Source organism: Variovorax sp. 10N412 (assembly GCF_056394985.1).
This window is the reverse complement of the sequence record NZ_JBFTIO010000001.1, coordinates 185,598-210,624: the sequence shown is the minus strand read 5'-3', so window position 1 is coordinate 210,624 and position 25,027 is coordinate 185,598. Positions and strand designations below refer to the sequence as shown.

Genomic DNA, 25,027 nt, shown 5'->3' with positions numbered 1-25,027 from the left:
TTCAGGCGTTTTTCCGAGGTCCCGCAGCCCGAGGTGCAAGTCGAAGGCTCAGCGTCCGAGGAACCACGGTGGCAATCTCTTGCTGCCAGCACGGTGGGAACCATCGACTTCCTGTCGCGCGAATCGATGGCATGGGTCTTGTGCCCGCCATCAAGCCCGACGACAAGACAGCAGTCGAGTCGCCGGGCTTTCTTGTTTCTGGGTGCACCTCTTTGCGGCACACTCCCGCGATGGATGCAGCTTCGATCAAACAAAACAAATGGGTGCGGCGTGGGATCGTCGCTTTGCTGGTTCTGCTGGTGTTCTGGGTCGTTGCCTGGCTGGCCGTGCCCCCCATCGCCAAGAGCCAGATCCAGAAGATCGCGAGCGAGAAACTCGGCCGGCAGGTCACCGTCGGCAAGATCGATTTCAAGCCCTGGACGCTCGAGCTCACGCTGAACGACCTGCGCATCGCGACCGCCGACGGCAGCAAGCCGCAGGTGGCCATCGCCCGCATCTACGCCGACGCCGAACTGCAGTCCATCTTCCGTTTCGCCCCGGTGATCGACACCGTCACCGTTGACGCGCCGGCCATCCTGCTCACGCACCTGGCGGACGGCAAGTACGACATCGACGACATCCTGGCCAAGCTCTCGGCCGGCCCGCCGTCCGACCCGAATGCCAAGCCCGCGCGCTTCGCCATCTACAACATCGCGATCAACGGAGGCTCGGTCGACTTCGACGACCAGACCGTCAAGCGCAAGCACGAGTTGCGCGACTTCGTGCTCAAGGTGCCGTTCCTCAGCAACCTCGACTCCAAGCGCGACATCAACACCGAGCCCAAGCTGGCCTTCGTGCTCAACGGCAGCAAGTTCGACTCGGCCGCCTTCACCGCGCCTTTCTCCGACAGCCGCAAGACCGACGCGCAGGTGCAGTTCAAGGGCCTCGACCTCGTGCCATACCTGGGCTACATGCCGGGCGGCCTGCCGGTGCGCCTGCAGGCGGGCAGCCTGGACGCCGACCTGAAGATCGCCTTCGAGCACGGTGCCACCAACGGCCTGAAGATCACCGGTACGGTCGAGGCGCACACCACCAAGGTGGCCGACGCACGCGGGCGGGACCTGCTGGGCTTCGAGTCGCTCAAGCTGGCGCTGGCCGATGTGCGTCCGCTCGAATCGGTGTTCCATCTGAGCGAGATCGCCCTGGTGAATCCGCAGCTGGCGGTGGCGCGCGATGCTGCGGGCCAACTCAACCTGCTCGCGACCGACCCCGCGACGGGTGCGACCGAGAAAGTCGCGCCCCTGCCTGCGGCCGCGGCCAGCGCGCCGGCGGGCAAACCGGCTGAAAAGCCGGTGCTGAAGGTGCAGGTCGACAAGCTGGCCTTGAGCGGCGGGCGCATCGGCTGGCGCGACGAAACCGTCAAGCCGGCCGCGGCCATCGACGTGACCGCGCTCGGCTTCGACGTCACCGGCGTCACCTGGCCGATGGAAAAGCCGGCCGAGTTCAGCGGCAGCACCGCCATTGCCGGCGCCTCGCTCAAGTTCAAGGGCCGCGCCACCGACAAGGTGGCCGACGTGCAGACCGAAGTCGACGCGCTGCCGCTGTCGCTGGCCGCGCCCTACCTGGCGCAGAGCCTGGAGCCCACGCTGGACGGCAAGCTCAGCGGGCAGATCGACATCGCCTGGGCCCAGCCCAATCTCAAGTTCAAGGCGCGCCGCCTGTCCGCCGACGGCCTGGCGCTGACGCAGGCCAAGACGGCGCTGGCCAGCGTCGGGCGCTTCGAGCTGGTCGATGCCGAGGCCGACATGACGAAGCACACCTTGAACGTGGCCTCGTTCACCGCCACCAACCCCAAGGTGCGCATCGAGCGCGACAACGAGAAGCACTGGATGTTCGAGCGCTGGCTGAAGGCGCCCGCCGGCGCTGACGGCGCGAAGCAAGCCGACGCCAAGGTCGCCGCGCCCAAGCCCGCCGCGGCCGAAACACCGCAGCCCGGCGCCAACACAAAGCCATGGGCGCTGACCATCGGCACGCTGGCGGTCGACAACGGCAGCCTGTCGTACTCGGACAAGGCGAGCGCCACGCCGGTGGCGGTCGAAGTCACGGCGTTCAAGCTCAATGCCCAGAAGATCTCGCCGAACACCGACGTCGTTTCGCCGTTGCAGGTGTCGGGGCGCATCGGTTCCGCCGGCCGCTCGGCCGATCCGGGCCGCTTCGACTACAAGGGCAACATCGTGCTCAAGCCGCTCGCGGCCGAAGGCCGGCTCGAGGTGGCGTCGTTCCCCGCGCATGCCTTCAAGGCCTACTACGCGGACGCGCTCAACGTCGACATCCGCCGTGCCTTCGCGAGCTACCGCGGCACCGTGCGCTATGCGACCTTGCCGGGGGGCATGAGCATCAAGCTGGCCGGCGACACCGCGCTGGACGACTTCCGCGCCAACAGCGTGTCGCTCACCCAGTCGCCCGGCTTCGACCGCAACACCAACCAGTTGCTGAGCTGGAAGACGCTGAGCCTGCGCGGCCTGCAGGTCAGCATGGCGCCGAACGCGGCGCCGAGCGTCGACGTGCGCGAGACCACGCTCACCGACTTCTTCGCTCGCGTGATCGTCGATCCCACCGGCCGGCTCAACCTGCTGAACCTCACCAAGAAGGGCGAGGCCGAAGCCGACGCCGCAGCCGTGGCCGCCACCGGCGACGCCAGCACACGCAAGGGCCCGGGCGGTGCGACCACCAGGACCCGTGCGGCACCGGCCCGGCCTTCGGGCGGCGCCCCGGTGTCGGCCGAGGCCATGGTCGGCGGCGCGCCCGAGCCCGCCAGGCCGGCGGCCACCACCACGGCGCAAGCAGCGCCGGCGGTGCCTGCCGCCGACAGCAAGCTCGCCCCGGTCATCAACTTCGGCCCGATGAGCCTGGTCAACGGCAAGATCGACTTCACCGACCTGTTCGTCAAGCCCAACTACTCGGCCGACCTGAGCGAACTGACCGGCAAGCTCAGCTCCTTCTCGTCGAGCCCGCCGAAGGGCGAGGGCGGCCGGCCCGCGCTGGCCGACCTCGAACTGCGCGGCAAGGCCCAGCAGACCGCGGCGCTGGAGATCACCGGCAAGCTGAACCCGCTGGTCAAGCCGATCGAGCTCGACATCACCGCCAAGATGCGCGATCTCGACCTGGCGCCACTCTCGCCGTATTCGGTGCGCTACGCCGGCCACGGCATCGAGCGCGGCAAGATGAGCATGGACGTCACCTACAAGGTGGCGCCCGACGGTCAGCTCACGGCCACCAACAAGCTGGTGCTCAACCAGCTGCAGTTCGGCGACGAGGTGGCGGGCGCGCCCGCCAGCCTGCCTGTGCGCCTGGCCGTGGCCCTGCTGGCCGACCGAAACGGCGTGATCGACGTCGACCTGCCGCTCAGCGGTTCGCTCAACGACCCGCAGTTCAGCATCGGGCCGCTGATCTGGAAGGCCGTGGTCAACCTGATCGTCAAGGCCGTGACGGCGCCGTTCAGCCTGCTCACGGGTGGCCTGGGCGGTGGCAGCGGCGAGTCGAGCGCCATCACCTTCGAGGCCGGCGCTTCCGACCTCAGCCCTGCAGCGAAGGAAGGCCTGGACAAGGTGGCCAAGGCGCTGACCGAGCGGCCCACGCTGCAGATGACGGTGGTCGGTACCTCCAGCCTCGACAAGGAGCGCGACGCCTACCAGCGCCAGCGCGTGCGCCAGCTGACCTATGCCGAGAAGCGCCGGGTGGCGGTGCGCGGCGGCCAGACGGGCACCGACATACCGCCGGTCACCGACGCCGAGTACCCCGACCTGCTGACGGCCGTCTACAAGCGCGCCGACATCACCAAGCCACGTAACCTTGTCGGGCTGGCGAAAGACCTGCCCCTGAAGGAGATGGAAAACCTGCTGTTCGCCAGCGTGCCGGTCGACGAGGAGTCGATGCGCCAGCTGGCGGTCGAGCGCGGCGCGGCCGTGCGCGACTACCTGCTCGCGAAGAAGGTGCCGAGCGAGCGGCTGTTCCTGGGCGCCGTGCGCACCACGGCCAGCGGCAGCGACTGGAAGCCGGGCGCAGAACTCAGCCTGACAATGAAGTGAAGCGCAGTGCCGGGAAGGGACTTGGTTTTTTCCCCGAGCTCGCTATATATGTAGTCCGTTAACCTCCACGCCCACAACCCGGTGTTCGCCCTGTTTCAGGGCGAAATTCAGCGGCCAACCGCAAGTGGGTGAAAATGTCGATGTGCGCCGGCCTTTGCCGGCGCCTTCGCTTTCTCTACCCAGACAACGATTTCGCGCAGTGACCTCTACCTCTTCCAAGCCAAACGACCTCCAAGCCCTCGACACGCTCACCGGCGGCGCCTTCACCGCGCCGACCTCCGGGGAGCGTTCCGCGCGCATCCGCGACTGGCTCGCGGGCAACCCCGCGCCCGAGCAGATGCAAGAGGTCTTCAAGGAGCTGAGCGGTCGCGACAAGGGCGCCGCGCGCCTGCTGCGCGAAAAGCTCGACGAAATCAAGCGCGCCAAGGGCCAGGAGGCCATTGCCGCCGAATGGGCGCAAAAGGCCGAGGCGCTGCTGGGCCAGTCCAAGCTCAACATCGCCGATGCACTGGCCTGGCAGCGTGACGCCGCCAAGGCCGGCGCGCCGCTGTCGCGCGAACCGCTGGCCGGGCTGAAGGCCAGGCTGGCCGAGCGTGTGAAGGGCATTGAAGACCTGCAGCACCGCGCCCAGGTGCATCGCGAAGCCGCGGTGCTGCTGGCGCAGCGCTTCGAGGTGTTGTCCACCAAGGGCTGGAAGGACGCCCAGGGTGCCGAAGAATCGTTGCGCGCCGACGTTGCCCATTGGCAGCAGCAGGCCACGGAGATCACGGCCGACGCCAACTGGACCAGCCTGGACGCCAAGTTCGCACCGCAGCTCGACGCCTCGAAGTCGCAACTGCTGGTGGTGTCCGACGCCTTCCATGGCGCGCTGGCCCAGGCGATTGCCGCCGCCGCCGACGCCTCGGCCCCGCTGCCGCCAGTGCCCGTGTGGGCCGACGAGCTGCGCGCCGCGCGCGGCGAAGTCGTCGCCCCCAAGGCCGCCGCCGCGCCTGCGCGCCCCGCCGCACCCAAGGTGGACCCGGCCGTGCGTGCCGCCGCGCAAGACGCGGTGCAGGCTGCGCTCGCCAAACTCGAACAGGAAACCGCCGAAGGCCACGGCAAGGCCAGCGCCGGTGCCGCCGCCGCGCTGCGCGCGGTGCTCAAGGAGCACGGCAAGATGGTCGATGCCGCGCTCGAAGCACGCGTGCATGCCGCGCTGGTGGCTGCCGGCGAACTCGAAGGCTGGCAACGCTGGAGCGCCGACAAGGTCCGTGAAGACCTCGTCGCCAAGGCCGAAGGCCTGCTCAAGCGCCCCGAAGGCCAGGCCCTCGGTGGCCGCAAGATGCAGGAAACGCTGCGCGCCCTGCGCGACCAGTGGAAGCAGTCCGACCAGGGCGGCGTGCCGAACCACGCGCTGTGGAAGCGCTTCGACGAAGCCTGCAACGAAGCCCACAAGGTGGTCGAGGCCTGGCTCGAAAAGGTCCGCGCCGATGCGGCCGAGCACCGCGCGCACCGCGTGGCGCTGATCGAAGAGGTCAAGGCCTGGGCCGCCGAACACGCCGGCGCCACCGACCTGAAGGCGCACAACCGCGCGCTGCACCAGTTTGCCGACCGCTGGCGCGATGCCGGCCACGTGGGCGAGAAGCTGTTCGCCGAGCTGCAGCCGCAGTGGAACGAAGCCTTCGGCGCCGCCCGCGCACCGTTCGAGACGGCGCAGAAGGCCAGCGTCGAACGCCGCCAGGCCATGATTGCCGAGGCCGTCGAGCTCGGCGCCCAGCCCGTGCTGCGCATCGACGCCGTCAAGGCACTGCAACAGCGCTGGCAGGCCGAGGCACAGGGTGTGCCGCTCGACCGCCGCCACGAACAAAAGCTGTGGGACGCCTTCCGCGCGCCCATCGACGAAGCGTTCAACCGCAAGACCGCCGAGCGCGAAAAGGCATCTTCGGCCATGAGCGATCACGACCGCTACGTGCTCGACGCGTCCAAGGCGCTCGACGCAGCCAATGCCGGCGGCGACGTGCAGAAGATCCGCGCCGCCATCGCCCGCCTCGAAGGCGCGCTGCGCGGTGAAGCACCGCCGCCCGCACCGGCACCCGCGCCGAAGGCCGAGCGCGCCACCGCTTCGAGTGACGGCCCGTCGGTCGGCGCGACCGAGATCGTGGCCCCGGGCCAGGCCGCCGCCGAGTTCGGAGAAAGCGCCGAGCAGGCGCCGAGCCCGAGCGACGCTGAAGCTTCGCCAGGCACGCACACGAATGCGGCAACCGCGGCTCCGGCCGATCTGGTGGCCCCCGCCGATGGCGCCGATGCGTCTGCCCGCGCCGACGAATCGGCACACGAGGCCGGTGAGCCTGCCGCGGTCGAAGCCCCTGCCGCGGCGCCGAAGCCCGCGCCCAAGCCCGTCGTGGCCATGCGCGGCGACGACCGTCCGAGCAGCAAGAAAAACGAAGCAGCGCCCGCGGCACGCGGCGCGGGTGGCCGTTTCGGCGACCGGCGCGACGGCGGCCGCCCCGGCCCCGGAGGCCCGGGTCGCCCCGGCGGCGATCGCGGTGCGCCTCGCTCCGATGCGCGTGGCGACCGCGGGGACCGTTTCGGCGACCGTCCGCCGCGCTTCGAAGACCGCGGTCCTCGCCTGGGCGACGCCGCCTTCCGCGCACAGCGCGAGGCGCTGGAACGTGCCGACATGGCACTGCGCAAGCTGGCGGCGCAAGCCCACGGTGAAGCGCTGACCCAGGTGCTGGGTGCGTGGGAACAGCGCGACGCCAGCCGCCTGCCGAGCGTGCAGGAGCTGGGCCGTGCGGTGTCTCCCGCCGTTCGTACCGGTTGGTCGCAAGCGCTGGGCGCTGCGCCCTCGGCTGCCGCCAACGATGCCGCCGAAGCGCTGCTGCGCCTCGAAATGGCCGCCGAAGTGCCGACGCCGGCCGAGCAGCTCGATGCGCGCCGCGCGCTGCAACTCAAGCTGCTCACCAAGCGGGGTGACCCGGCACCGAGCCAGACCTGGGGCCAGGACGCGGGCAAGGTGCTGGCTGCGGCGCACGACGCCACCAGCGCGCGCCGCCTGCAGAATGCGCTGAAGGCACTGCTGCGCAAGTAAGCAGGCCGGAAGGCTGCGGCCATGAAAAAGACGCCCCGCGGGGCGTCTTTTTTTTGGGGGGTCGACTTCAGTCGGCCGCGGTCAGGCTCAGACTTTTTCGCCGATCACCGGCGTCTGCACCGCCGCAGCCTGTTCCGCCGCCTGGCTGGTGCCGAGCCTGCGCCGCAGGAACAGTCCGCCGATGCCCAGCAGCAGGGCGACCGTGCCCACGATGAGCGTGCCCTTTTCCGTGGCGTTCGAGGCCGCGGCCTTGTCCTTGCTCTCCATGATCTGCTGCACGTCGGCCAGCGCCACCACCGGCTTGCCCTTGAGCTTCACTTCGTAGACCAGGTTGTTGTCCGAAGGATCGATGCGCACGTCGACGGCCTCGTCGATCAGCGGTTCGAGCTTGTTGCGGCCGATCGCGTAGTCGACACGCCATTTCTCGGTGCTGCCGTCGGCCAGCTTGGCGTCGAGCACGAAATAGTGGCGCGTGGTGCTGCCGCCGCGGCGGCGCTTGGTGGTTTCGGTGATTTCGCTGCCGCTGACGATGGTGCCGCTCTTCGCCACCAGGTCTTCCACCGCGGTGCCGTGCGTGTCGGCGCCGGCCTTGAACTGCGCGTAGCCCGCCCACCCCAGGATGCCGATGCCGACGACCAGCGCGAGCCACGCCTTGCCGGTCACTTGATACAACCAATCCCTCATGTTTTTACCTTTTTAACGAGTTGTTGACCCGTCGATGGTAAAGACTCTTTCGCTATCAACTAGATAGCAAACAAATGAGAGTGGACGTGCGTTCAGGGCTGTTTAGGTCGAAAGAATTCATCGAAGATAGCCAGCACTTCGGGGAAGTCGCGTCCGAAGTTCGGGCGGTTCACGAAATAGGCCTCGCAGGCCACCGCGAAGAACTCGCTGATCGATGTGGCGCCGTACGCGTCGAGCCACGGCGGCTCGGCGCCGAAGCGGTCCGCCATGATGGTTTGCTCGCGAAAGCCCTCGTAGGCCGACTGCAGCACGGCGTGCCACACGGCGCGAGACTCGCGTGCGCTGCGCTGTCCCGCAAAGCCGGGCGGCAGCGGCGGGCAGCCGTTGGCGTCCCCGTTGCGCATGTCGATCTTGTGGGCGAATTCGTGGATCACCACGTTGTAGCCGCGCTCGGTGGTCAGGCTGCTCGCCAGCACGTCGTCCCAGCTCAGCATGACCGGGCCGCGGTCCATGGCCTCGCCGGCGACCACCTCGCCGTATTCGTGCACCACCTGCGCGTCGTCGACCACCTTGCGCCTTGCCACCACCTCGGAGCGGTGCACCACGATGCCGACGAAGTCGTCGTACCAGTTGAGCCCGCCCTTCAGGTGCAGCACGGGCAGCACGGCTTGCGCGGCGATGGCCAGCGCCACTTCGTTGGTGATGGTGAAGCCCTTGGCGCCATGGAATTCCTTGTCGCGCAGGAATTCCGCGGTGAGGATGCGAAGGCGCTGCCGGTCGGGCTCGGGCAGGGCGCCCAGGAAGGCATAGCGCTTGAGCGCAGCCTGCCAGGCGGCCTCGGGGATCGGGGGCAGGGCGCGCAACCGGCGCAGCCACTTGAACATCGGCGGCGGCGCGTCTAGCGCAGATCGACGCGCTGCGCGCCGGCGGTGGAAAGACAGAGCAGCTGCGCGCGCGGTGGATGCGCTGCAACGTCCCAATCGCTCAGCACGACACGAAGCAGGCCGTGGCCCAGGTCGTGGTCGGCGGGGCGGTGGGTGTGGCCGTGCACCAGCGTTTGGGCACCGGCCTGCTGCAGCCAGTTGCGCGCGGCGTCGGTGTCGACGTCGGCCCAGACGGTCGAGGGGTTGCGCTTGCGGTCTTCGCTCTGCACGCGCATGGAACGCGCGAGTGCGCGGCGTTCTTCCAGCGGGCGCGCGAGAAACGCGGCCTGCCATTCGGGCGTGCGAACCTGTGCGCGGAACTTGAGGTACTCGGTGTCTTCCAGGCAGAGGATGTCGCCGTGGCTCAGCAGCCAGCGCTGGCCGTGCAGCACCAGCACCGTGGGATCGTCGAGCAGCGTGAAGCCGCATTGCGCCGCGAGTGCGGGGCCGACCAGGAAGTCGCGGTTGCCGTGCATGAAGAACACCGGCAGGCGTTGCGCCGTGCGGCGCAGCAGCTCGGCGCACTGCGCCTCGAAACCGGCCTGGGCGGCCGAGTCGTCGCCCACCCATACCTCGAACAGGTCGCCGAGGATGAACAGCGCATCGGCCGGCGTGGTCTGCAGGTAGCCCTGCCAGGCCTCGAAGGTGGCAGGCTCGCCCGCCTGCAGGTGCAGGTCGGAGATCAGGTCGACGGTGCGCCACGCGGGCGGCGCCACCAGCTCTGGAAAAGCCGGATTCGCCACCGTGCTCATGCCGCGTTCATGCCGCACCGTGCCCGCAGGTCGTCATTCGGCGATGACGACGGCCTTTTCGATCACCACGTCTTCGAGCGGCACGTCGTCGTGGAAGCCCTTGCGGCCCGTCTTCACGGCCTTGATCTTGTCGACCACGTCGGTGCCGTTGATGACCTTGCCGAACACCGCATAGCCCCAGCCCTGCGCCGAGGGGGCGGTGTGGTTCAGGAAGCCGTTGTTGGCGATGTTGATGAAGAATTGCGCGGTGGCCGAGTGGGGCGCGCTGGTGCGGGCCATGGCCACGGTGTAGTTGTCGTTCTTGAGGCCGTTGTTGGCCTCGTTCTCGATCTCGGCGCCCGTGGGCTTTTGCTGCATGCCGGGCTCGAAGCCGCCGCCTTGCACCATGAAGCCGGGGATCACGCGGTGGAACACCGTGTTGTCGTAATGGCCCTTCTTCACGTACGAGAGAAAGTTCTCGGCCGACTTCGGCGCTTTTTCAGCGTCGAGTTCGAGCGTGATCACGCCGTGGTTCTTGATGTGCAGTTCGACCTGGGGGTTGCTCATGAGGGACTCCTTCTTCGGAAAATGGATCACTTCGCCAGCAGCGAAGCGGACTTGATGGTGATGGCCTCGAGCGGCACGTTCTGCATGCCGCCCTTGTTGCCGGTGGCCACGCCGCGGATCTTGTCGACCACGTCGGTGCCGGCCACGACCTTGCCGAACACCGTGTAGCCGTAGCCGTCGGGGTTGGGCGCGTTCAGCGAGTCGTTGTTTTTCACGTTGATGAAAAACTGCGAGGTCGCGGAATTGGGGTTGCCGGTGCGGGCCATGGCAACGGTGTACTTGTCGTTCTTCAGGCCGTTGCTCGCTTCCAGGGGAATGGGCGCGCGCGTGGGCTTTTGCTGCATGTCCGCCGTGAAGCCGCCGCCCTGGATCATGAAGCCGTCGATGACGCGGTGAAACACCGTGCCGTCGTAGTGCTTGTCCTTGACGTACTGCAGGAAGTTCTCGACCGACTTGGGCGCCTTGGCGGCGTCGAGCTCGAGCACGATGTCGCCGGCCGAGGTGGCGAGCTTGACGCGCGGCGCGGCGGCCGTCTGCGCGTGGCCGGTGGCGGCGAACGTGAGCGCGGCGGCGAGCACGAGCGCGCTGCGGCGGCTGAACAGGTTGAACCTGGAGGAGGCGTGGATCGTCAAGTGAGGCTCCGTGTGCGAATGAAGAGGCGTGGGCCGTGCAGCAGGCGCCTGTGGGCGCCCATGCCGGCGGCGGCAGTTACTTGCTGGTGCGCCCGACCGGCTTGCGCAGCACGGCGGGTGCTGCGGGCAGGGCGGCTGCGTCGGCTTCGGCCTTCGTCGAGAAGATCTGGCGGATCAGCGAGAGCTTGGGCGCGACGCTCGGGTTGGTGCTCGCGAACTGTTGCGCGCGAACGTATTCCTGCGCGGCAAGGCGGGCATACACGTCACCGAGGTTCTCGTGCGCCGTGGCGTAGTTCGGGTTGAGCTTGATGGCTTGCTCGAGCGCGGCGCGGGCCTGGTCGAACTTGCTTTGCGAGGCGTAGAGCGCGGCCAGGTTGTTGTAAGGCTCGGACAGCTCGGGGAAGTCTTGGGTGAGCTGCGTGAACGCGATGATGGCTTCGGCCTGCTTGTTCTGCTCGGTGAGGATCACGCCGCGCAGGAAGCGCATCTGCGGGTCGCGCGGCTTGCCGGCGATGTAGGTGTCGGCCTTGGCCAGCGCCTCGGTGGGCTTGCCCTGGCGCAGCAGCATGTTCACCTCGTCGTAGTCGTTGGCATGCGCGGCCGAGGCCCACAGGCCGAACAGCAATGCGAAGGCGATGGATAGTCTGGAGAATGCGGCGTGCTTCATGAAGCCTCGGCAGAGAACGGAAATGGGGAGATGCGGGCTTGGGGAACACCCGAACGCTGCGCGGCGGCAGCCGTTTATACTTGGCTGGATTGTAGCCGAGGGGCCATGTCCAACCCCTTGCCGCCACAGCCCCCGTCACCCCTGAAAAACACCGTCTGTCGCCCGTGCTTCACGTGCGCGAAATGACGTTTTCCGAATCTCATGAGTCTGCGCATCTACAACACGCTGTCGCGTGAACTGGAGGAATTCTCCCCATTGCATCCCGGACAGGTGCGCATGTACGTGTGCGGCATGACGGTCTACGACTACTGCCACCTCGGCCATGCCCGCTCGATGATCGCGTTCGACGTGGTGCAGCGCTGGCTCAAGGTGAGCGGCTTCGCCGTGACCTACGTGCGCAACATCACCGACATCGACGACAAGATCATCCGCCGCGCGGTGGAAAACGGCGAGAGCATCCGGGCGCTGACCGACCGCATGATCGACGCGCTGCATGAAGACGCCGACGCGCTGGGCATCGAGCGCCCCACGCACGAGCCGCGCGCCACCGACTACATCCCGCAGATGCTGTCGATGATCGGCACGCTGGAGCAGAAGGGCCTGGCCTACCGTGCCGGCAACGGCGACGTGAACTATGCCGTTCGCAAGTTCCCTGGCTACGGCAAGCTCAGCGGCAAGTCGCTCGACGAACTGCACGCGGGCGAACGCGTGGCCGTGCTCGACGGCAAGGACGACCCGCTCGACCCCGTGCTCTGGAAGAGCGCCAAGGCCAGCGAGCCCGAAGAAGTGAAGTGGGCCAGCGAGTTCGGCCCCGGCCGTCCGGGTTGGCACATCGAGTGCTCGGCCATGGCCTGCGAGTTGCTCGGCGAGACGCTGGACATCCACGGCGGCGGCGAAGACCTGCAGTTCCCGCACCACGAGAACGAGATCGCGCAAAGCGAAGGCGCCACCGGCAAGCCGCTGGCCAACTTCTGGATGCACAACGGCTTCATCGTGACCGACAACGAGAAGATGTCCAAGAGCCTGGGCAACTTCTTCCTGATCCGCGATGTGCTCAAGAAATACGACGCGGAAACCATTCGCTTCTTCGTGCTGCGCGCGCACTACCGGCGTCCGCTCAACTACAGCGACGTGCACCTCGACGATGCGCGCGCCTCGCTCAAGCGGCTGTACACGGCGCTCGACCTGGTGGCGCCCGCAGACGTGAAGATCGACTGGGCCGACCCCTACGCGGCGCGCTTCAAGGCCGCCATGGACGAAGACTTCGCAACGCCCGAGGCGGTGGCGGTGCTCTTCGACCTGGCCGGCGAAGTGAACCGCACGAAGTCGCCCGTGCAGGCCGGCCTGCTGAAGGCGCTGGGCGCAGCCGTGCAGATCCTGCAGGACGATCCGAAGACTTTCCTGCGCGCAGGCACCACGCTCGACGAGACGACCATCCAGGCGCAGATCGACGCACGCGCCGCCGCCAAGGCCGCCAAGAATTTCGCCGAAGCCGATCGCATTCGCCAGGAACTCCTCGGTCAGGGCATCGTGCTCAAGGATTCGCCCACGGGCACGACCTGGGCGGCCGCGCAGTGAACGGTACGACCAACCCCATGCCCGCCACCCGAAAGTCCAGCATTCAGATCTACACGCCGGACTACTGGGAGGAGGCCTGCAAGCACCTGGCCAAGAAAGACCGCGTCATGAAGCGGTTGATTCCGAAGTTCGGCAACGCCTGCCTCGAGTCGCGCGGTGACGCCTTCACCACGCTGGCGCGCAGCGTGGTCGGCCAGCAGATCTCGGTGAAGGCGGCACAGACGGTCTGGGACAAGTTCGTGGCGCTGCCGCGCAAGCTGACGCCGGCCAACGTGCTCAAGCTCAAGGTCGACGACATGCGCGCGGCCGGGCTGTCGGCACGCAAGATCGAATACCTCGTCGACCTGGCCCTTCATTTCGATTCCGGCGTGGCGCACGTCGATTCGTGGAAGGACATGGCGGACGAGCTCATCATCGAGGAGCTCGTGGCCATCCGCGGCATTGGCCGCTGGACGGCCGAGATGTTCCTCATCTTCCACCTGATGCGCCCGAACGTGCTCCCCGTCGACGACGTGGGGTTGCTCAACGGCATCAGCGTCAACTACTTTTCGGGCGACCCGGTCAGCCGCAGCGATGCCCGCGACGTCGCCGTGGCCTGGGCCCCGTATTGCAGCGTGGCGACTTGGTATATTTGGCGATCACTGGACCCGGTTCCAGTCGCGTATTGAACAACAGGAGAAGACGTTGGCGAAACGAACCTTCCTCGACTTCGAGCAGCCCATTGCTGAACTCGAAACCAAAATCGAAGAACTGCGCTATGTGCAGACCGAATCGGCGGTCGACATTTCTGAAGAAATCGACCAGCTCGGCAAGAAAAGCCAGCAGCTCACCAAGGACATCTACAGCGACCTGACGCCCTGGCAGATCACCAAGATCGCCCGGCATCCGGAGCGCCCCTACACGCTCGACTACGTCAACGAAATCTTCACCGACTTCGTCGAGCTGCACGGCGACCGGCACTTCTCCGACGACCTGTCGATCGTGGGCGGCCTCGCGCGCTTCAACGGCGTGCCCTGCATGGTGCTCGGCCACCAGAAGGGCCGCGACACGAAGGAGCGCACCACGCGCAACTTCGGCATGAGCAAGCCCGAGGGCTACCGCAAGGCCTTGCGCCTCATGAAGACGGCCGAGAAGTTCAAGCTGCCGGTGTTCACCTTCGTGGACACGCCCGGCGCGTACCCCGGCATCGACGCCGAAGAGCGTGGCCAGTCGGAAGCCATCGGCCGCAACATCTTCGAGATGGCGCAGCTCGAGGTGCCGATCATCGTCACCATCATCGGCGAAGGCGGCTCGGGCGGTGCGCTGGCCATCTCGGTCGGCGACCAGCTCGTGATGCTGCAGTACTCGATCTACTCGGTCATCAGCCCCGAAGGCTGCGCTTCCATCCTGTGGAAGACCAGCGAGAAGGCGCAGGAAGCGGCCGATGCATTGGGCATCACCGCGCACCGCCTGAAGGCGCTGGGCCTGGTCGACAAGATCGTGAACGAGCCGGTCGGCGGCGCGCACCGCGACCATCGCCAGATGGCCGCCTTCCTGAAGCGTGCGCTGAACGACGCGTTCCGCCAGGTTAGCGACCTGAAGCCGAAGGAGCTGCTGGACCGACGCTACGAGCGCCTGCAAAGCTACGGCCGTTTCAACGACACCAAGGCCGACAACGGCAGATAAAGCGCATTCGGCCATGAACTCCGCTTTCGAACGCGCCATGGCCGCGTTCGAGCCGGCGCAATGGCCGCTGGCGGTGGGGTTCAGCGGCGGCGCGGATTCGACCGCCTTGCTGGCCGCCTGCGCGGCGCGCTGGCCCGGACAGGTGGTCGCCTTTCATGTGCATCACGGGCTGCAGGCTGCGGCCGACGATTTCGAGCGGCATTGCCAGTCGGTTTGCGAGCTGCTGGCCGTACCGCTGGTGGTTCACCATGTCGATGCGCGTCACGCGCCGGGCGACAGTCCCGAAGCCACCGCTCGCCGCGCGCGCTACGAGGCTTTTGCCGAGATGACGCGCATGGATGGTGCGGGTGCTGCTATCAAGGCCGTAGCGCTCGGGCACCATGCGGACGACCAGGTCGAGACCTTGCTGCTGGCGCTGTCGCGCGGTGCCGGGCTTCCGGGGCTGGCCTCCATGCCCGCGCATGCGCAGCGCAACGGGCTGGACATCTACCGCCCCTTGCTTGACGTGCCTGGCGCCGACATTCGCGACTGGCTGGCAGGGCGCGGCCTGCCCTGGACAGAGGACCCGACCAACGTCGATGCGCGCTACACGCGCAACCGCATCCGCGCCGTGCTGCTGCCAGCATTGGCGCAGGCGTTCCCGCAATTCCGCGCCACCTTCGCTCGCAGCATCGGCCATGCCGCGCAGGGCCAGCAACTGCTGGGCGAGCTTGCCGCGCAAGACCTGCAGACGGTCGGCGACCCGCCCCGCATCGTCGCCTTGCAAGCGCTCTCGCGCGCCCGACAGGCCAACGTGCTGCGCCACTGGCTGGTGCAGTCGCACGGCGGGACGCCCAGCGCCGCGCAGCTCGACCAGCTGCTCGACCAGGTGCGTGCGTGCACCACGCGCGGCCACCGGATCCACCTCAAGGTGGCTGCCGGCTTTGCCGAGCGGCGGGGCGATTTCCTGCATTGGTACAATGCCCCGCCCTCGCCGAAGACTTTGCTCTGACAGCTTGCAGGGCGCCGCCCTTCAAGCGGCCCTTTCCTTTTCTCAGATTTCACCCATGGCATTGATCGTTCACAAATACGGCGGTACGTCGATGGGCTCGACCGAGCGCATCAAGAATGTCGCCAAGCGCGTTGCCAAGTGGGCACGCGCCGGCCACCAGATGATCGTGGTTCCGAGTGCCATGAGCGGCGAGACCAATCGCCTGCTCGGCCTGGCCAAGGAGCTGGCGCCCAGCAAACCCGGCGTGGCCCACAGCCGCGAACTCGACATGCTGGCTTCCACGGGCGAGCAGGCGTCTTCCGCACTGCTGGCCATCGCGCTGCAGGCCGAAGGCGTCGAGTCGGTCAGCTACGCGGGCTGGCAGGTGTCGGTTCGCACCGACAACTCGTACACCAAGGCCCGCATCGAGAGCATCGACGACGCGCGCGTGCTGGCCGACCTGAATGCCGGCAAGGTGGTGGTCATCACCGGCTTCCAGGGCGTGGACGACGCGGGCAACATCACCACGCTCGGGCGTGGCGGCAGCGACACCTCGGCCGTGGCCATTGCCGCCGCCATGAAGGCGAGCGAATGCCTCATCTACACCGACGTCGACGGGGTCTACACGACCGACCCGCGCGTCGAGCCCGATGCGCGCCGCCTGACGACCGTGAGCTTCGAAGAGATGCTCGAGATGGCGAGCCTGGGCTCCAAGGTGCTGCAGATTCGCTCGGTGGAATTCGCCGGCAAGTACAAAGTGCCGCTGCGTGTGCTCTCGAGCTTCACGCCGTGGGACATCGACATCAATGAAGAGGCCAAGTCCGGCACGCTGATCACTTTCGAGGAAGACGAAAACATGGAACAAGCCGTCGTATCCGGCATCGCATTCAACCGCGACGAAGCCAAGATCTCGGTGCTGGGCGTGCCCGACAAGCCGGGCATCGCGTACCACATCCTCGGTGCCGTGGCGGACGCCAACATCGAGGTCGATGTGATCATCCAGAACCTCAGCAAGGACGGCAAGACCGACTTCAGCTTCACCGTGCATCGCAACGAATATGCGAAGACGATCGACCTGCTGCAGTCGAAGGTGATGCCTTCGCTGGGCGCGACCGAGATCGTGGGCGACACCAAGATCTGCAAGGTCAGCATCGTGGGCATCGGCATGCGCAGCCACGTGGGTGTGGCGAGCAAGATGTTCCGCGTGTTGAGCGAAGAGGGCATCAACATCCAGATGATCTCGACCAGCGAAATCAAGACTTCGGTCGTGATCGACGAAAAATATATGGAACTGGCAGTGCGCGCACTGCATAAAGCGTTCGATCTCGATCAACCGACCGCTTAAGTGATGGCATAATTGCGGCTTCTTTCAGGAACTGTGACCGAGTGGCCGAAGGTGCTCCCCTGCTAAGGGAGTATGGGGTGTAGAGCCTCATCGAGGGTTCGAATCCCTCCGGTTCCGCCAGACAAAAGCCCCTGCAGCCCAGCTGCAGGGGCTTTTTTCTTTGTGCTGCACACGTGGGGCAGGCTCGCGTTCAGGCGCCCACGACTTTTCGCATCGTTATCACGTGGAACGGGCAGGTCACGGCGCAATCGCTGCAGCCTGTGCATTTGCCTGCGTCGTGCAGCACCGACGACTTGCGCCACTGCGCGACCTCCAGGCTCAGCAGATGGAGGTCGCACGCGGCAACGCACCAGCCGCAGCCCGTGCAACGCGCGGTGTCCACATCGGGCAGCCAGCCGGGCCGGTGGGGCCGGGCGGGAGCGTGGTGTGTCATGGGGCCGATTCTGTGCGCATGGCTGCGCGAAATCCACCTGCTAGACCGCCTTGGCTTCCCGCTGCAGCGGCAGCCACAGCACGAACCGCGTGCCCGTCGGCTTCGACTCCCAGCGCACCAGGCCTCGAATCGCCTGGGCCCGCCGCCGCTGGTTCTGCAGCCCGCGCCCTGACGCCGACGGGTTGCCCGTCACGCGCTGCACGTCGAAGCCCTGGCCGTTGTCCTCGATCGTCACCTGCACGCCCGCATCGGCGATCGAGGTGCCCACGCGGATTTCCGTCGCGCGGGTGTGCCGCAGGATGTTCGAGATGCTCTCCTGCACGATGCGCAGGATGTGCAGCGCGCTCGACGGGTCCAGCCATTCCAGCGCGGGCAACTCCTGCACCTCCCAGCGCAGCGACACGCCGGTGCCTTCAAGCCGCGGTTCGAGCCGGTAGCGCAGCGTGGCGAGCAGCAGCAGCAGGTCGGCCTCGATCGGCTCCAGCGAGTCGAGCGTGAGCTTCAGGTCGTCCAGGCAGCTCTTGAGAATCTGCGAGACCTTGTCGTCGCTCATGCCGCCGCCTTCCACCGAGCGGATGGCGCTGATCAGCGAGGAGCCCAGTCCGTCGTGCATGTCCTGCATCAGGCGCTGGCGTTCGTCGCTGATGGTCTGCAGCCGTTCGATCTCGCGCAGCTTCCGGTGACTGAGCTCGAGCTCGGCTTCGCGTTTGAGCAGCCGCTGCGCGAGGCTCGCGTTGAGCTGCTCGACCTCGCCGATGGCGTGCACGTAGCGGCGGTACATGAGCGCGCCGAACACGCTGAAGGTCACGGCGTTGGTGTAGGCCCCCAGGTACCAGCCTTCTGGGCTGATGAAGTTGTTCTGCAGCAGCCAGTCGGTGACGCCCAGCAGCACGCAGATGCCGATTCCGACCGCCACCAGCCGCCCTTCGTTGGAGCGGCGCCATGCGCTCACGCCGCCCACCAGGCAGACCGCCAGGCCCATGAGCGCGGCCACCGCGTAGATCAGCGGCGTCACCTGCGGCGTGTTCTGCACGATGGCCAGGCCCGGCATGGTGGCGATACCGACGGCGGTGGTGGCCGCCACCACGCCACGGGTCAGCCATTTGAGCTGCCGGCCGTGCAGCTGGCGCAGGAAGAAGTGCACGACCATCACCAGCCAGAAGAGCGAGTTGACGGTCAGCCAGGCAAACCAGTCGTTGGCGACCGGCTGGCCCACGTAGAAATGCAGCCCTCGCATGAAGGAGGTGGCCGAGAGGTTGAAGAACAGCAGGTAGCCTGTTTCGTCGCGGCGCCTGAACCACACGAAGAGGGCGAAGACGCCGACCGCCATGAACGCTGCACTGAGCATCGCGGGCAGTTCCTGCTGCAGCCACTGGCGCATGCCGTAGCGGCCGCGCAGCGCATCGGCAGGCCCGATCCACAACGACGAAAGCGCCACCTGGGCGCTACGTGTGTGTTCGAGGCGAAGGAGGATCTCGGTGGGCGGCGTGGGGTCGGTGCTGTGGTCCAGCGGAATCCACAGCGGGGTGCGGGTGCTGTTCCACAGCGGCCCCGACTGCTGTGCCCGGTGCACCAGTCGGCCGTCGGCATAGACGGCGATGGTGCCGTCGGTCTTGACCCGGACGCCGTAGATCGCCAGCGGGCTGGAAGCAGGGGGCAGGTCGCGCGTGGACAGCCTGATCCAGGTCGTTCGGGTCGCTCCTGCGGCCCTTGCGGTCTCGGCCTGCCGCAGCAGCGCGATCGGCAGCGCGAGGGGCAGTTCGACCGGCTGCCAGGTGTCCGGCAGGGCGCTGCTGTCCTGCTTGAGCGGCGGCGCGCTGAAACCCGACGAGTCCCCGACCTGCCAGTCGGCATGCGTCAGGTGCAGCACGGCGTCGGAGTGCTTCAGCCCGGCGGTTCCGCCGAAGAACGCGCCGATGACGCCCAGCAGTGCCATCGACAGGACAAGCACCACGTTGGCGAAGAAGGGGGCGAGGCGGAAGTTCAAGAGGCGTGGAGGTGGGTAGGCGCGCGGTTCAGCGCGCCGAGGGCTGCGACAGCACCCACTGCGCCAAGGCCTGCGCCTCGCTCTGCGAGACCTGGGCCTGCTGCGGCATGATGACCCGGCCCCAGGTGCCCACGCTGCCGCTGCGAATCTTCGCGGCCAGGCGCACCGGTGCGCTGCCGTCGTTGCGGTAGCGGTCCGCGATCTGCGCGAAACCCGGCCCGACCTGCTTGTGCACCAGCCCGTGGCAGGCCATGCAGCCGTTCCTGCGCGCCAGGTCGGCGGCCGATGGCTGCACCGGGGCATCGAGCGCGTGCGCTGCCGACGCCAAGGTCAGGAGCAGGGCGATCGCGATGGGTGAAGCGAGGCGCGGGGCGCGGGTGTTCTTGTGCATGGGGCTTCGTTGCTGGCGCGCGATCGTAGCTGCTGGCGAAGGGCTGGGGTGTGCAGGTCGCCGTCGTGCCAGCGCGACAAAGTGGCTCAAGAGTAACCAGATGTATGGTTAAATCTGTTAACTATCGCGAAGAAGAAGAGGGATTGCATGAAGCTGTTGCTGAGCATTGCGTTTGCCGCTGCGGTGTTGGCCGGTTGCGTGACCCCGCCACCGCCGACACCCACCGAGCCCGGAACGGGTCACGGCACGGCCTATGTGCCCATGGTGGCCATGCAAGGCGTGGACCCGGTGCGCTACGACAACGACGTGGCCGACTGCCGAATCGCAGCGAACCGCATCACGGCACGCAGCGAAACGGGCGATGCGATGTGGGCGGCGCTGGGCCTCGGATTGATCACGGTCCACGGCCAGGGCATCGTTGCCGCGGCCTCCTACACCGGCATCACCGCCGCCATCATCGACTGGAACGGCCGTCCCGACGCCGAACTGATCGCCGAACACCAGCAGATCGCCATCGTGCATTGCATGGCCAAGCGTGGCTACCGCAACCTCGACACCAACGTGCGCGACAGCTTCTACGGCAACACCTTCGACCCCGGCGTCATCGTGAAGCCGCGCCGCACCGGCATCGACACCTACAACGTGGAAACGCTGGCCAAGGCCGGCCGGTGCAACCTGCAGCCGCGCGCCGAACTCACGGCCAAGGGCCCTGGGTACGAAACCTACAACGTGCCGTGCGACAACGGCGGCACTTGGGCCGTGCGCTGCGAGTTCGGCAAGTGCCGTGTACTCGCGCAGGCACTCATCCGCCGTTCCTGAAGTTCGGTTCAGTCGCCGTCCGGCGGCAACCAGGCGAGCGACCTGTGGGTCGTTCGCTTCAGGGGCAGTGACAGCGCGGCGAACCGCGCTTCGATCTCTTCCCTGTCCCGTCCACCGATGCGCATGCCCAGCGACACGGGCAGCTGACGGCAACGCGCCAGCGCGTCCCCCACACTGATCTTCAGCAGCGCCGCGGTGGCGCGTGCGGCATCGCCGACGCGATGCGCGGGGCACTCGACCAGCTGCAGGTCGTATTCGGCAAACAGTTCCCGGGAGATGCCCGCGATGACCGGGGCCTTGGCGGTCCAGTCGTCACTCGCGAAGTGGCCGTGGTCGAGGAACGCATCCTCCTCGTGATAGTGCTTGAGCGCCTCGGCAAAATCGTCGAGCGAAGACAGCGGCTGCTGTTCCTTCTGCACGGTCAGCACCGATACAAAGGTCGCGGCCTCGAGGTAATGCACGAGCTTGTTTGCAGCGGCGAAGGCCGGCATTTCGCGGCCCAGCGCGTCTTCAACGGGGTCTTCGCACTCGTCTTCGTCGCTGGACAGGTAGAACCGTGCGTGGTGCAGCGGAACGTCCTCGCTGGCGTAGACCCAGCTGAAGCGACGGTACATGTCGTCGTCGTCGAGGCAGGCCGCCAGTGTTTCGACGGCCTCGCAAAAATTCAGCAAGTGCGGCATTTCAGAGGCCTCCTTCAACCGAAGAAGAAGGCCTCCGCATGCAGCCGATCAACGCCAGACGTAGCGACCGCGCACCAGACGGCCATGCTCGCGATGCGCCGGCACCCACACCTTTTGCGGGCGATGGTGCGGCCGTTCGTAGCGCGGGCCCGGGCCGGCGCCATGACGCGGGCCGGGCTGCGCCAAGGCAGCGGTGGAAGCCAGCAGGCAAGCTGCAAGAACGAAGATGGTTTTTTTCATGTTGATGTAGTCCTTCTGTGTGGTAGCGCAAATGCACCTGAATCGGTACGAGTTGCAGCTTAGTGACGCAGCGCGGGGTACCCCGTAGGCGAAGCCGCACTTTACAAACAGGAAACCAAACCGCTTTCCTCGCCCGCACCGTCACTTGACGATCAATCCCTTGAGCGCCGGGTCCGGCGGCGGGGGCTTCAGCTTCATCTGCCGCAGCGTCCTCACCAGCAGCTGCGCAACCATCACGTTGCGGTGCCGCTTGCTGTTGGCCGGTATCACGTGCCAGGGCGCGTGGTCGCTCGAGGTGGCGCTCAGCGCGTTCTGGTAGGCCTGCTGGTACGCGCTCCACTTGGTGCGCACCTCGAGGTCGTCCATGCTGAACTTCCATTGCTTGCCGGGCGTGTCGATGCGCGCCTGCAGGCGCTCGCGCTGCTCGTCCTTGTCGATGTGCAGCATGCACTTCACGACCACCGTACCGGTCTCGACGAGCAGCCGCTCGAAGTCGTTGATCTGCGCATAGCGGCGCTTGGCCTCGGCCTTGTCGATCCAGCCTTCGACCACCGGCACCAGCACGTCTTCATAGTGGCTGCGGTTCCACACCATGATCTCGCCGGTGCGCGGCACGGCGGCGTGGCAGCGCCACAGGTAGTCGTGCGCGCGCTCCTCGTCGTTGGGCGCCTTGAAGGCCGTCACGCGCACGCCCAGCGGCGAGGTGCGCGAGAACACCCAGCGCACGGTGCCGTCCTTGCCGCTGGTGTCCAGGCCCTGCAGCACCAGCAGCAGCTTGCGCTTGCCCTCGGCGTGCAGCAGGTCCTGCAGTTCGTCGAGCTCGACGGCCAGCGCATCGACCTCGCTGCGTTGCGAGGCTTCGTCGCCCTCGCAGAAGGGCGTGTCGTCGGGGTCGATGTGCGACAGCTTGAACTTGCTGGCGACGCGGTATTTCTTGAAGCTGGCCATGAAGCGGAACTCCCGTGAAGAACGAAGGAAGCCCACAGCCTAAGCGATCAGCGCTCGTCGTCGTCCGTGTCCAGCGAGGCGCTCCAGCGGTTGTCCCACTCGGCATGGCGCACCGCGCCGTCGAGATCGCGCCGGTCGCGCTTGGTCGGGCGGCCCTGTTCGATGGCCAGTGCCGGCTCGGTGCCGGCGCGGCGCAGTTCACGAAAGTTCGCCTGCGCCGCCAGGCTCTCCTGCGTTTCCTCGTAGAGCAGTTGGGCAACAGGCGCCGGCCCGCGCTGGCCGCTGACACCGCGCACGGTGACGGTCCGCGTCAGCGGGCCCATGCGCATGGAAACCGTGTCGCCGGACTTGACCTCGCGCGAGGCCTTGGCGACGTCGCCGTTCACCTGCACGCGGTTCTTGCCGATTTCCTCCGCGGCCAGCGAGCGCGTCTTGAAGAAGCGGGCGGACCAGAGCCATTTATCGATGCGCAGACGTTCCATGGATATCGGGAGTGAATATCAGGAATTGTGCCGCGACAAGGGGAGATGTACGACGGCGTCCAGCCCGATGACCTGTGCGGCGCCGTCCTGCATGGCCGGCACCCCGGCCTTGCGGTTGTCCAGCGCGATGCGCCCGCCCAGCGCCAGCACGATCTCGCGGCAGATCGCCAGGCCCAGCCCGGACCCGCTCGACGCGCTGCCCGCCGAGAAGGGCGCGAAGAGGCGCTGGCGCAGTTCGGGCGAAATGCCGGGGCCGCTGTCGCGCACCGTGAGCACGGCTTGCGCGCCCTCGGGCCGCACCGACACCGACAGCGCCGCGCCCACCGGGCTCAGCTTGATCGCGTTGTGCAGCAGGTTGCGCGTGAGCTCCTGCAGCATCCACTGGTGGGCCTGAACGGGCACCGGCCCGTCGATGGCCAGCTCGAAGTCGAGCGCCCTGTCCGCCACCAGCGGCGACAGGTCGAGCGCGATGCCGCGCACCACCTCGCCGAAGTCCAGCGTGACCGACTCCGGCTGCTGGCGCAATTGCTCGACCTTGGCGAGCGACAGCATCTGGTTGGCCAGCGCCGTCGCGCGTTCCACCGTCTGGCTGATTTCGCCGAGCGCCTGCTCGGGCGCCACGTCGCCGCGTTGCGCCGACTGCACCTGCACCTTCAGTACCGCCAGCGGCGTGCGCAGCTGGTGGGCGCTGTCGCGCACGAAGCGTTTCTGGTGGTCGAGCAGGCGCTGCAGCCGGCCCATGACCTGCGTGGTGGCGTCGATCAGCGGACGCAGTTCGCGCGGCGCGTCAGGCGCGTCGATGGGCGTCAGGTCGTCCGCCTGGCGCCGTTCGATGGCCTCGCCCAGCTCGCGCACCGGCCGGGTGGCGCGCTGCACCACGAACACGGTCGCCAGCGCGATCACGCCCATCAGCAGCAGCTGGCGCCACAGCATGTCGACCAGCAGCTTGCGCGCCAGCGTCTCGCGCAGCTCCAGCGTTTCGGCCACCTGCACCACCGCCATGCCGCGCCCCCGCGCGCTCGCCACGGGCTGCAGCAACACCGCCACGCGCACCGGCTGGTTGCGAAACTGCGCGTCGTAGAAGTCGACCAGCGCCGCGTAGGCGCTGCGGTCGGGAATGCGGCCGCGCCAGAAGGGCAGCTCGGCAAAGCCCGAGATCATTTCGCCGTCGAGCGCCGACACCCGGTAGAACAGCCGGCTGCGGTTGTCGGCCTCGAAGGCCTCCAGTGCGGAGTAGGGCACGATGGCGCGCAGCTGCGCCAGATCGTCGTAGCCTTCCACGTCGAGCTGCTCGCCGATGGTCTTGGCCGAGGCCAGCAGCGTGCGATCGTAGGCCGTGGTGGCCGCCGCCAGGCTCTGGCGGTACACGCTCACGCTGTTGATCACGATGAACAACGCAATCGGCGCGAGGATGCCGAGCAGCAGCCGCGCACGAAGCGAAGAGACCCGGGTCATGTGTCCGGACGCAGCAGGTAGCCCAGCCCGCGCATGGTCATCAGCACCGCGCCCGTGCCCGCGAGCTTCTTGCGCAGCCGGTACACCACCACCTCGATGGCCTCGTACTGCACGTCGGCTTCGCCCGGGAACACCAGTTCGAACAGGCGCTCCTTGGTCACGGCGTGGCCCGGCTTCATCATCAGCGCCTTCAGCAGCGCCAGCTCGCGCGGCGTGAGTTCCAGCAGCTCGGCCCGGTTGTAGATGGCGCCGTTGTCGGGCTCGAAGCGCAGCCCGCCGATCTCCTGCGGGTTCAGGCCTGCGTCCTGCCCGGTGACGCCGTGGCTGCGCCGGCGCAGCGCGCGGATGCGGGCCTCCAGCTCGTCCAGGTCGAAGGGCTTGGGCAGGTAGTCGTCGGCGCCCGCGTTCAGGCCCATGATGCGGTCGCCCACCGTGCCGCGCGCCGTCAGCAGCAGCACCGGCGTGCGCAGGCCTTCGGCGCGGGCCTGCGCCAGCACCTGCAGGCCGTCGAGGTTGGGCAGGCTCAGGTCGAGCGCCACCACGTCGGGCTCCAGGGCGTGCCACTGGGCCACGGCCTGCGCGCCGTCGCCGCAGACGCGCACGTCGATGCGCCGGCGCCCGAGGGTGCGCTGCAGGGTGATTTGCATCGAGGGGTCGTCTTCGACCAGCAGCAGCTTCATACGGGACAGCGGG

Annotated in this window: 23 protein-coding genes and 1 tRNA gene; 9 read left to right on the top strand and 15 right to left on the bottom strand. The window is 67.4% G+C overall.

What is annotated here, in order from left to right; all coding sequences use genetic code 11:
- Nucleotides 1-230: 230 nt before the first annotated feature.
- A complete protein-coding gene (locus AC1DJH_RS01005; RefSeq protein ID WP_478184394.1) occupies nucleotides 231-4,067 on the top strand; it encodes a DUF748 domain-containing protein in 3,837 nt (1,278 codons plus the stop codon).
- A 199-nt stretch (nucleotides 4,068-4,266) separates the two neighbouring features.
- On the top strand, nucleotides 4,267-7,137 hold the full coding sequence (locus AC1DJH_RS01000) for a DUF349 domain-containing protein (protein WP_478184393.1): 2,871 nt from the start codon (nucleotides 4,267-4,269) through the stop codon (nucleotides 7,135-7,137).
- Nucleotides 7,138-7,224: 87 nt separating this feature from the next.
- On the opposite strand, the gene AC1DJH_RS00995 is transcribed toward AC1DJH_RS01000, so the two are convergent.
- From AC1DJH_RS00995 to AC1DJH_RS00970, 6 genes are all read right to left on the bottom strand, one after another.
- Nucleotides 7,225-7,821, bottom strand: coding sequence for a hypothetical protein (locus AC1DJH_RS00995; RefSeq protein WP_472119282.1), 597 nt, complete (start codon nucleotides 7,819-7,821; stop codon nucleotides 7,225-7,227).
- A 92-nt stretch (nucleotides 7,822-7,913) separates the two neighbouring features.
- Entirely contained in the window at nucleotides 7,914-8,705 is a 792-nt protein-coding gene (locus AC1DJH_RS00990) for a M90 family metallopeptidase (protein ID WP_472119285.1), read from the bottom strand.
- 14 nt (nucleotides 8,706-8,719) lie between these two features.
- The gene (locus AC1DJH_RS00985) at nucleotides 8,720-9,496 is read right to left on the bottom strand and encodes a UDP-2,3-diacylglucosamine diphosphatase (RefSeq protein WP_478184392.1); all 777 of its coding nucleotides are present in this window, start codon (nucleotides 9,494-9,496) and stop codon (nucleotides 8,720-8,722) included.
- A gap of 33 nt (nucleotides 9,497-9,529) precedes the next feature.
- Nucleotides 9,530-10,042: a peptidylprolyl isomerase gene (locus AC1DJH_RS00980; RefSeq protein WP_472119291.1), complete on the bottom strand. Its 513-nt coding sequence runs from the start codon at nucleotides 10,040-10,042 to the stop codon at nucleotides 9,530-9,532.
- A gap of 26 nt (nucleotides 10,043-10,068) precedes the next feature.
- Nucleotides 10,069-10,674 (bottom strand): peptidylprolyl isomerase, encoded by a 606-nt coding sequence (locus tag AC1DJH_RS00975; RefSeq protein WP_472119294.1) that lies wholly within the window; start codon nucleotides 10,672-10,674, stop codon nucleotides 10,069-10,071.
- Between the two features lie 76 nt (nucleotides 10,675-10,750).
- Nucleotides 10,751-11,341, bottom strand: a complete 591-nt coding sequence (locus AC1DJH_RS00970) for a tetratricopeptide repeat protein (RefSeq protein ID WP_435483557.1) — start codon at nucleotides 11,339-11,341, stop codon at nucleotides 10,751-10,753.
- A 201-nt stretch (nucleotides 11,342-11,542) separates the two neighbouring features.
- Here AC1DJH_RS00970 and cysS point away from each other — a divergent pair, with 201 nt between their 5' ends.
- The 6 genes from cysS (at nucleotide 11,543) to AC1DJH_RS00940 (ending at nucleotide 17,019) form a co-directional block, all read left to right on the top strand.
- Nucleotides 11,543-12,919, top strand: coding sequence for a cysteine--tRNA ligase (cysS, locus tag AC1DJH_RS00965; protein ID WP_478184391.1), 1,377 nt, complete (start codon nucleotides 11,543-11,545; stop codon nucleotides 12,917-12,919).
- A gap of 17 nt (nucleotides 12,920-12,936) precedes the next feature.
- Entirely contained in the window at nucleotides 12,937-13,587 is a 651-nt protein-coding gene (locus tag AC1DJH_RS00960; protein WP_435435824.1) for a DNA-3-methyladenine glycosylase family protein, read from the top strand.
- 16 nt (nucleotides 13,588-13,603) lie between these two features.
- Nucleotides 13,604-14,584, top strand: coding sequence for an acetyl-CoA carboxylase carboxyltransferase subunit alpha (locus tag AC1DJH_RS00955; protein WP_478184390.1), 981 nt, complete (start codon nucleotides 13,604-13,606; stop codon nucleotides 14,582-14,584).
- Nucleotides 14,585-14,597: 13 nt separating this feature from the next.
- Nucleotides 14,598-15,575 carry a tRNA lysidine(34) synthetase TilS gene (tilS, locus tag AC1DJH_RS00950; RefSeq protein WP_478184389.1) on the top strand — a complete coding sequence of 326 codons (978 nt, stop codon included), beginning with the start codon at nucleotides 14,598-14,600 and terminating at the stop codon, nucleotides 15,573-15,575.
- 55 nt (nucleotides 15,576-15,630) lie between these two features.
- On the top strand, nucleotides 15,631-16,899 hold the full coding sequence (locus tag AC1DJH_RS00945; RefSeq protein ID WP_435435827.1) for an aspartate kinase: 1,269 nt from the start codon (nucleotides 15,631-15,633) through the stop codon (nucleotides 16,897-16,899).
- Between the two features lie 27 nt (nucleotides 16,900-16,926).
- Nucleotides 16,927-17,019 (top strand) — tRNA-Ser (locus tag AC1DJH_RS00940).
- Between the two features lie 70 nt (nucleotides 17,020-17,089).
- Here AC1DJH_RS00940 and AC1DJH_RS00935 read toward each other — a convergent pair.
- From AC1DJH_RS00935 to AC1DJH_RS00925, 3 genes are all read right to left on the bottom strand, one after another.
- Complete coding sequence (locus tag AC1DJH_RS00935; RefSeq protein ID WP_478184388.1) at nucleotides 17,090-17,332, bottom strand: ATP-binding protein; 243 nt, start codon at nucleotides 17,330-17,332, stop codon at nucleotides 17,090-17,092.
- A 40-nt stretch (nucleotides 17,333-17,372) separates the two neighbouring features.
- Nucleotides 17,373-19,268, bottom strand: coding sequence for a sensor histidine kinase (locus AC1DJH_RS00930; protein WP_478184983.1), 1,896 nt, complete (start codon nucleotides 19,266-19,268; stop codon nucleotides 17,373-17,375).
- 79 nt (nucleotides 19,269-19,347) lie between these two features.
- The gene (locus AC1DJH_RS00925; RefSeq protein WP_472119303.1) at nucleotides 19,348-19,710 is read right to left on the bottom strand and encodes a c-type cytochrome; all 363 of its coding nucleotides are present in this window, start codon (nucleotides 19,708-19,710) and stop codon (nucleotides 19,348-19,350) included.
- A gap of 147 nt (nucleotides 19,711-19,857) precedes the next feature.
- Here AC1DJH_RS00925 and AC1DJH_RS00920 point away from each other — a divergent pair, with 147 nt between their 5' ends.
- A complete protein-coding gene (locus AC1DJH_RS00920) occupies nucleotides 19,858-20,529 on the top strand; it encodes a hypothetical protein (protein ID WP_478184387.1) in 672 nt (223 codons plus the stop codon).
- 8 nt (nucleotides 20,530-20,537) lie between these two features.
- Here the strand turns inward: AC1DJH_RS00920 and AC1DJH_RS00915 are convergent, their stop codons facing one another.
- From AC1DJH_RS00915 to AC1DJH_RS00890, 6 genes are all read right to left on the bottom strand, one after another.
- Entirely contained in the window at nucleotides 20,538-21,209 is a 672-nt protein-coding gene (locus AC1DJH_RS00915) for a DUF7716 domain-containing protein (protein ID WP_478184386.1), read from the bottom strand.
- Between the two features lie 48 nt (nucleotides 21,210-21,257).
- A complete protein-coding gene (locus AC1DJH_RS00910) occupies nucleotides 21,258-21,449 on the bottom strand; it encodes a hypothetical protein (protein WP_472119308.1) in 192 nt (63 codons plus the stop codon).
- A 141-nt stretch (nucleotides 21,450-21,590) separates the two neighbouring features.
- A complete protein-coding gene (locus tag AC1DJH_RS00905) occupies nucleotides 21,591-22,397 on the bottom strand; it encodes a PPK2 family polyphosphate kinase (protein ID WP_478184385.1) in 807 nt (268 codons plus the stop codon).
- Between the two features lie 47 nt (nucleotides 22,398-22,444).
- Complete coding sequence (locus tag AC1DJH_RS00900; protein WP_478184384.1) at nucleotides 22,445-22,879, bottom strand: RNA-binding S4 domain-containing protein; 435 nt, start codon at nucleotides 22,877-22,879, stop codon at nucleotides 22,445-22,447.
- Between the two features lie 18 nt (nucleotides 22,880-22,897).
- Nucleotides 22,898-24,334 carry a sensor histidine kinase N-terminal domain-containing protein gene (locus tag AC1DJH_RS00895; protein ID WP_478184383.1) on the bottom strand — a complete coding sequence of 479 codons (1,437 nt, stop codon included), beginning with the start codon at nucleotides 24,332-24,334 and terminating at the stop codon, nucleotides 22,898-22,900.
- Nucleotides 24,331-25,014 (bottom strand): response regulator, encoded by a 684-nt coding sequence (locus AC1DJH_RS00890; RefSeq protein ID WP_478184382.1) that lies wholly within the window; start codon nucleotides 25,012-25,014, stop codon nucleotides 24,331-24,333. Before AC1DJH_RS00890 ends, AC1DJH_RS00895 begins: the two co-directional genes overlap by 4 nt.
- Between the last annotated feature and the right edge of the window lie 13 nt (nucleotides 25,015-25,027).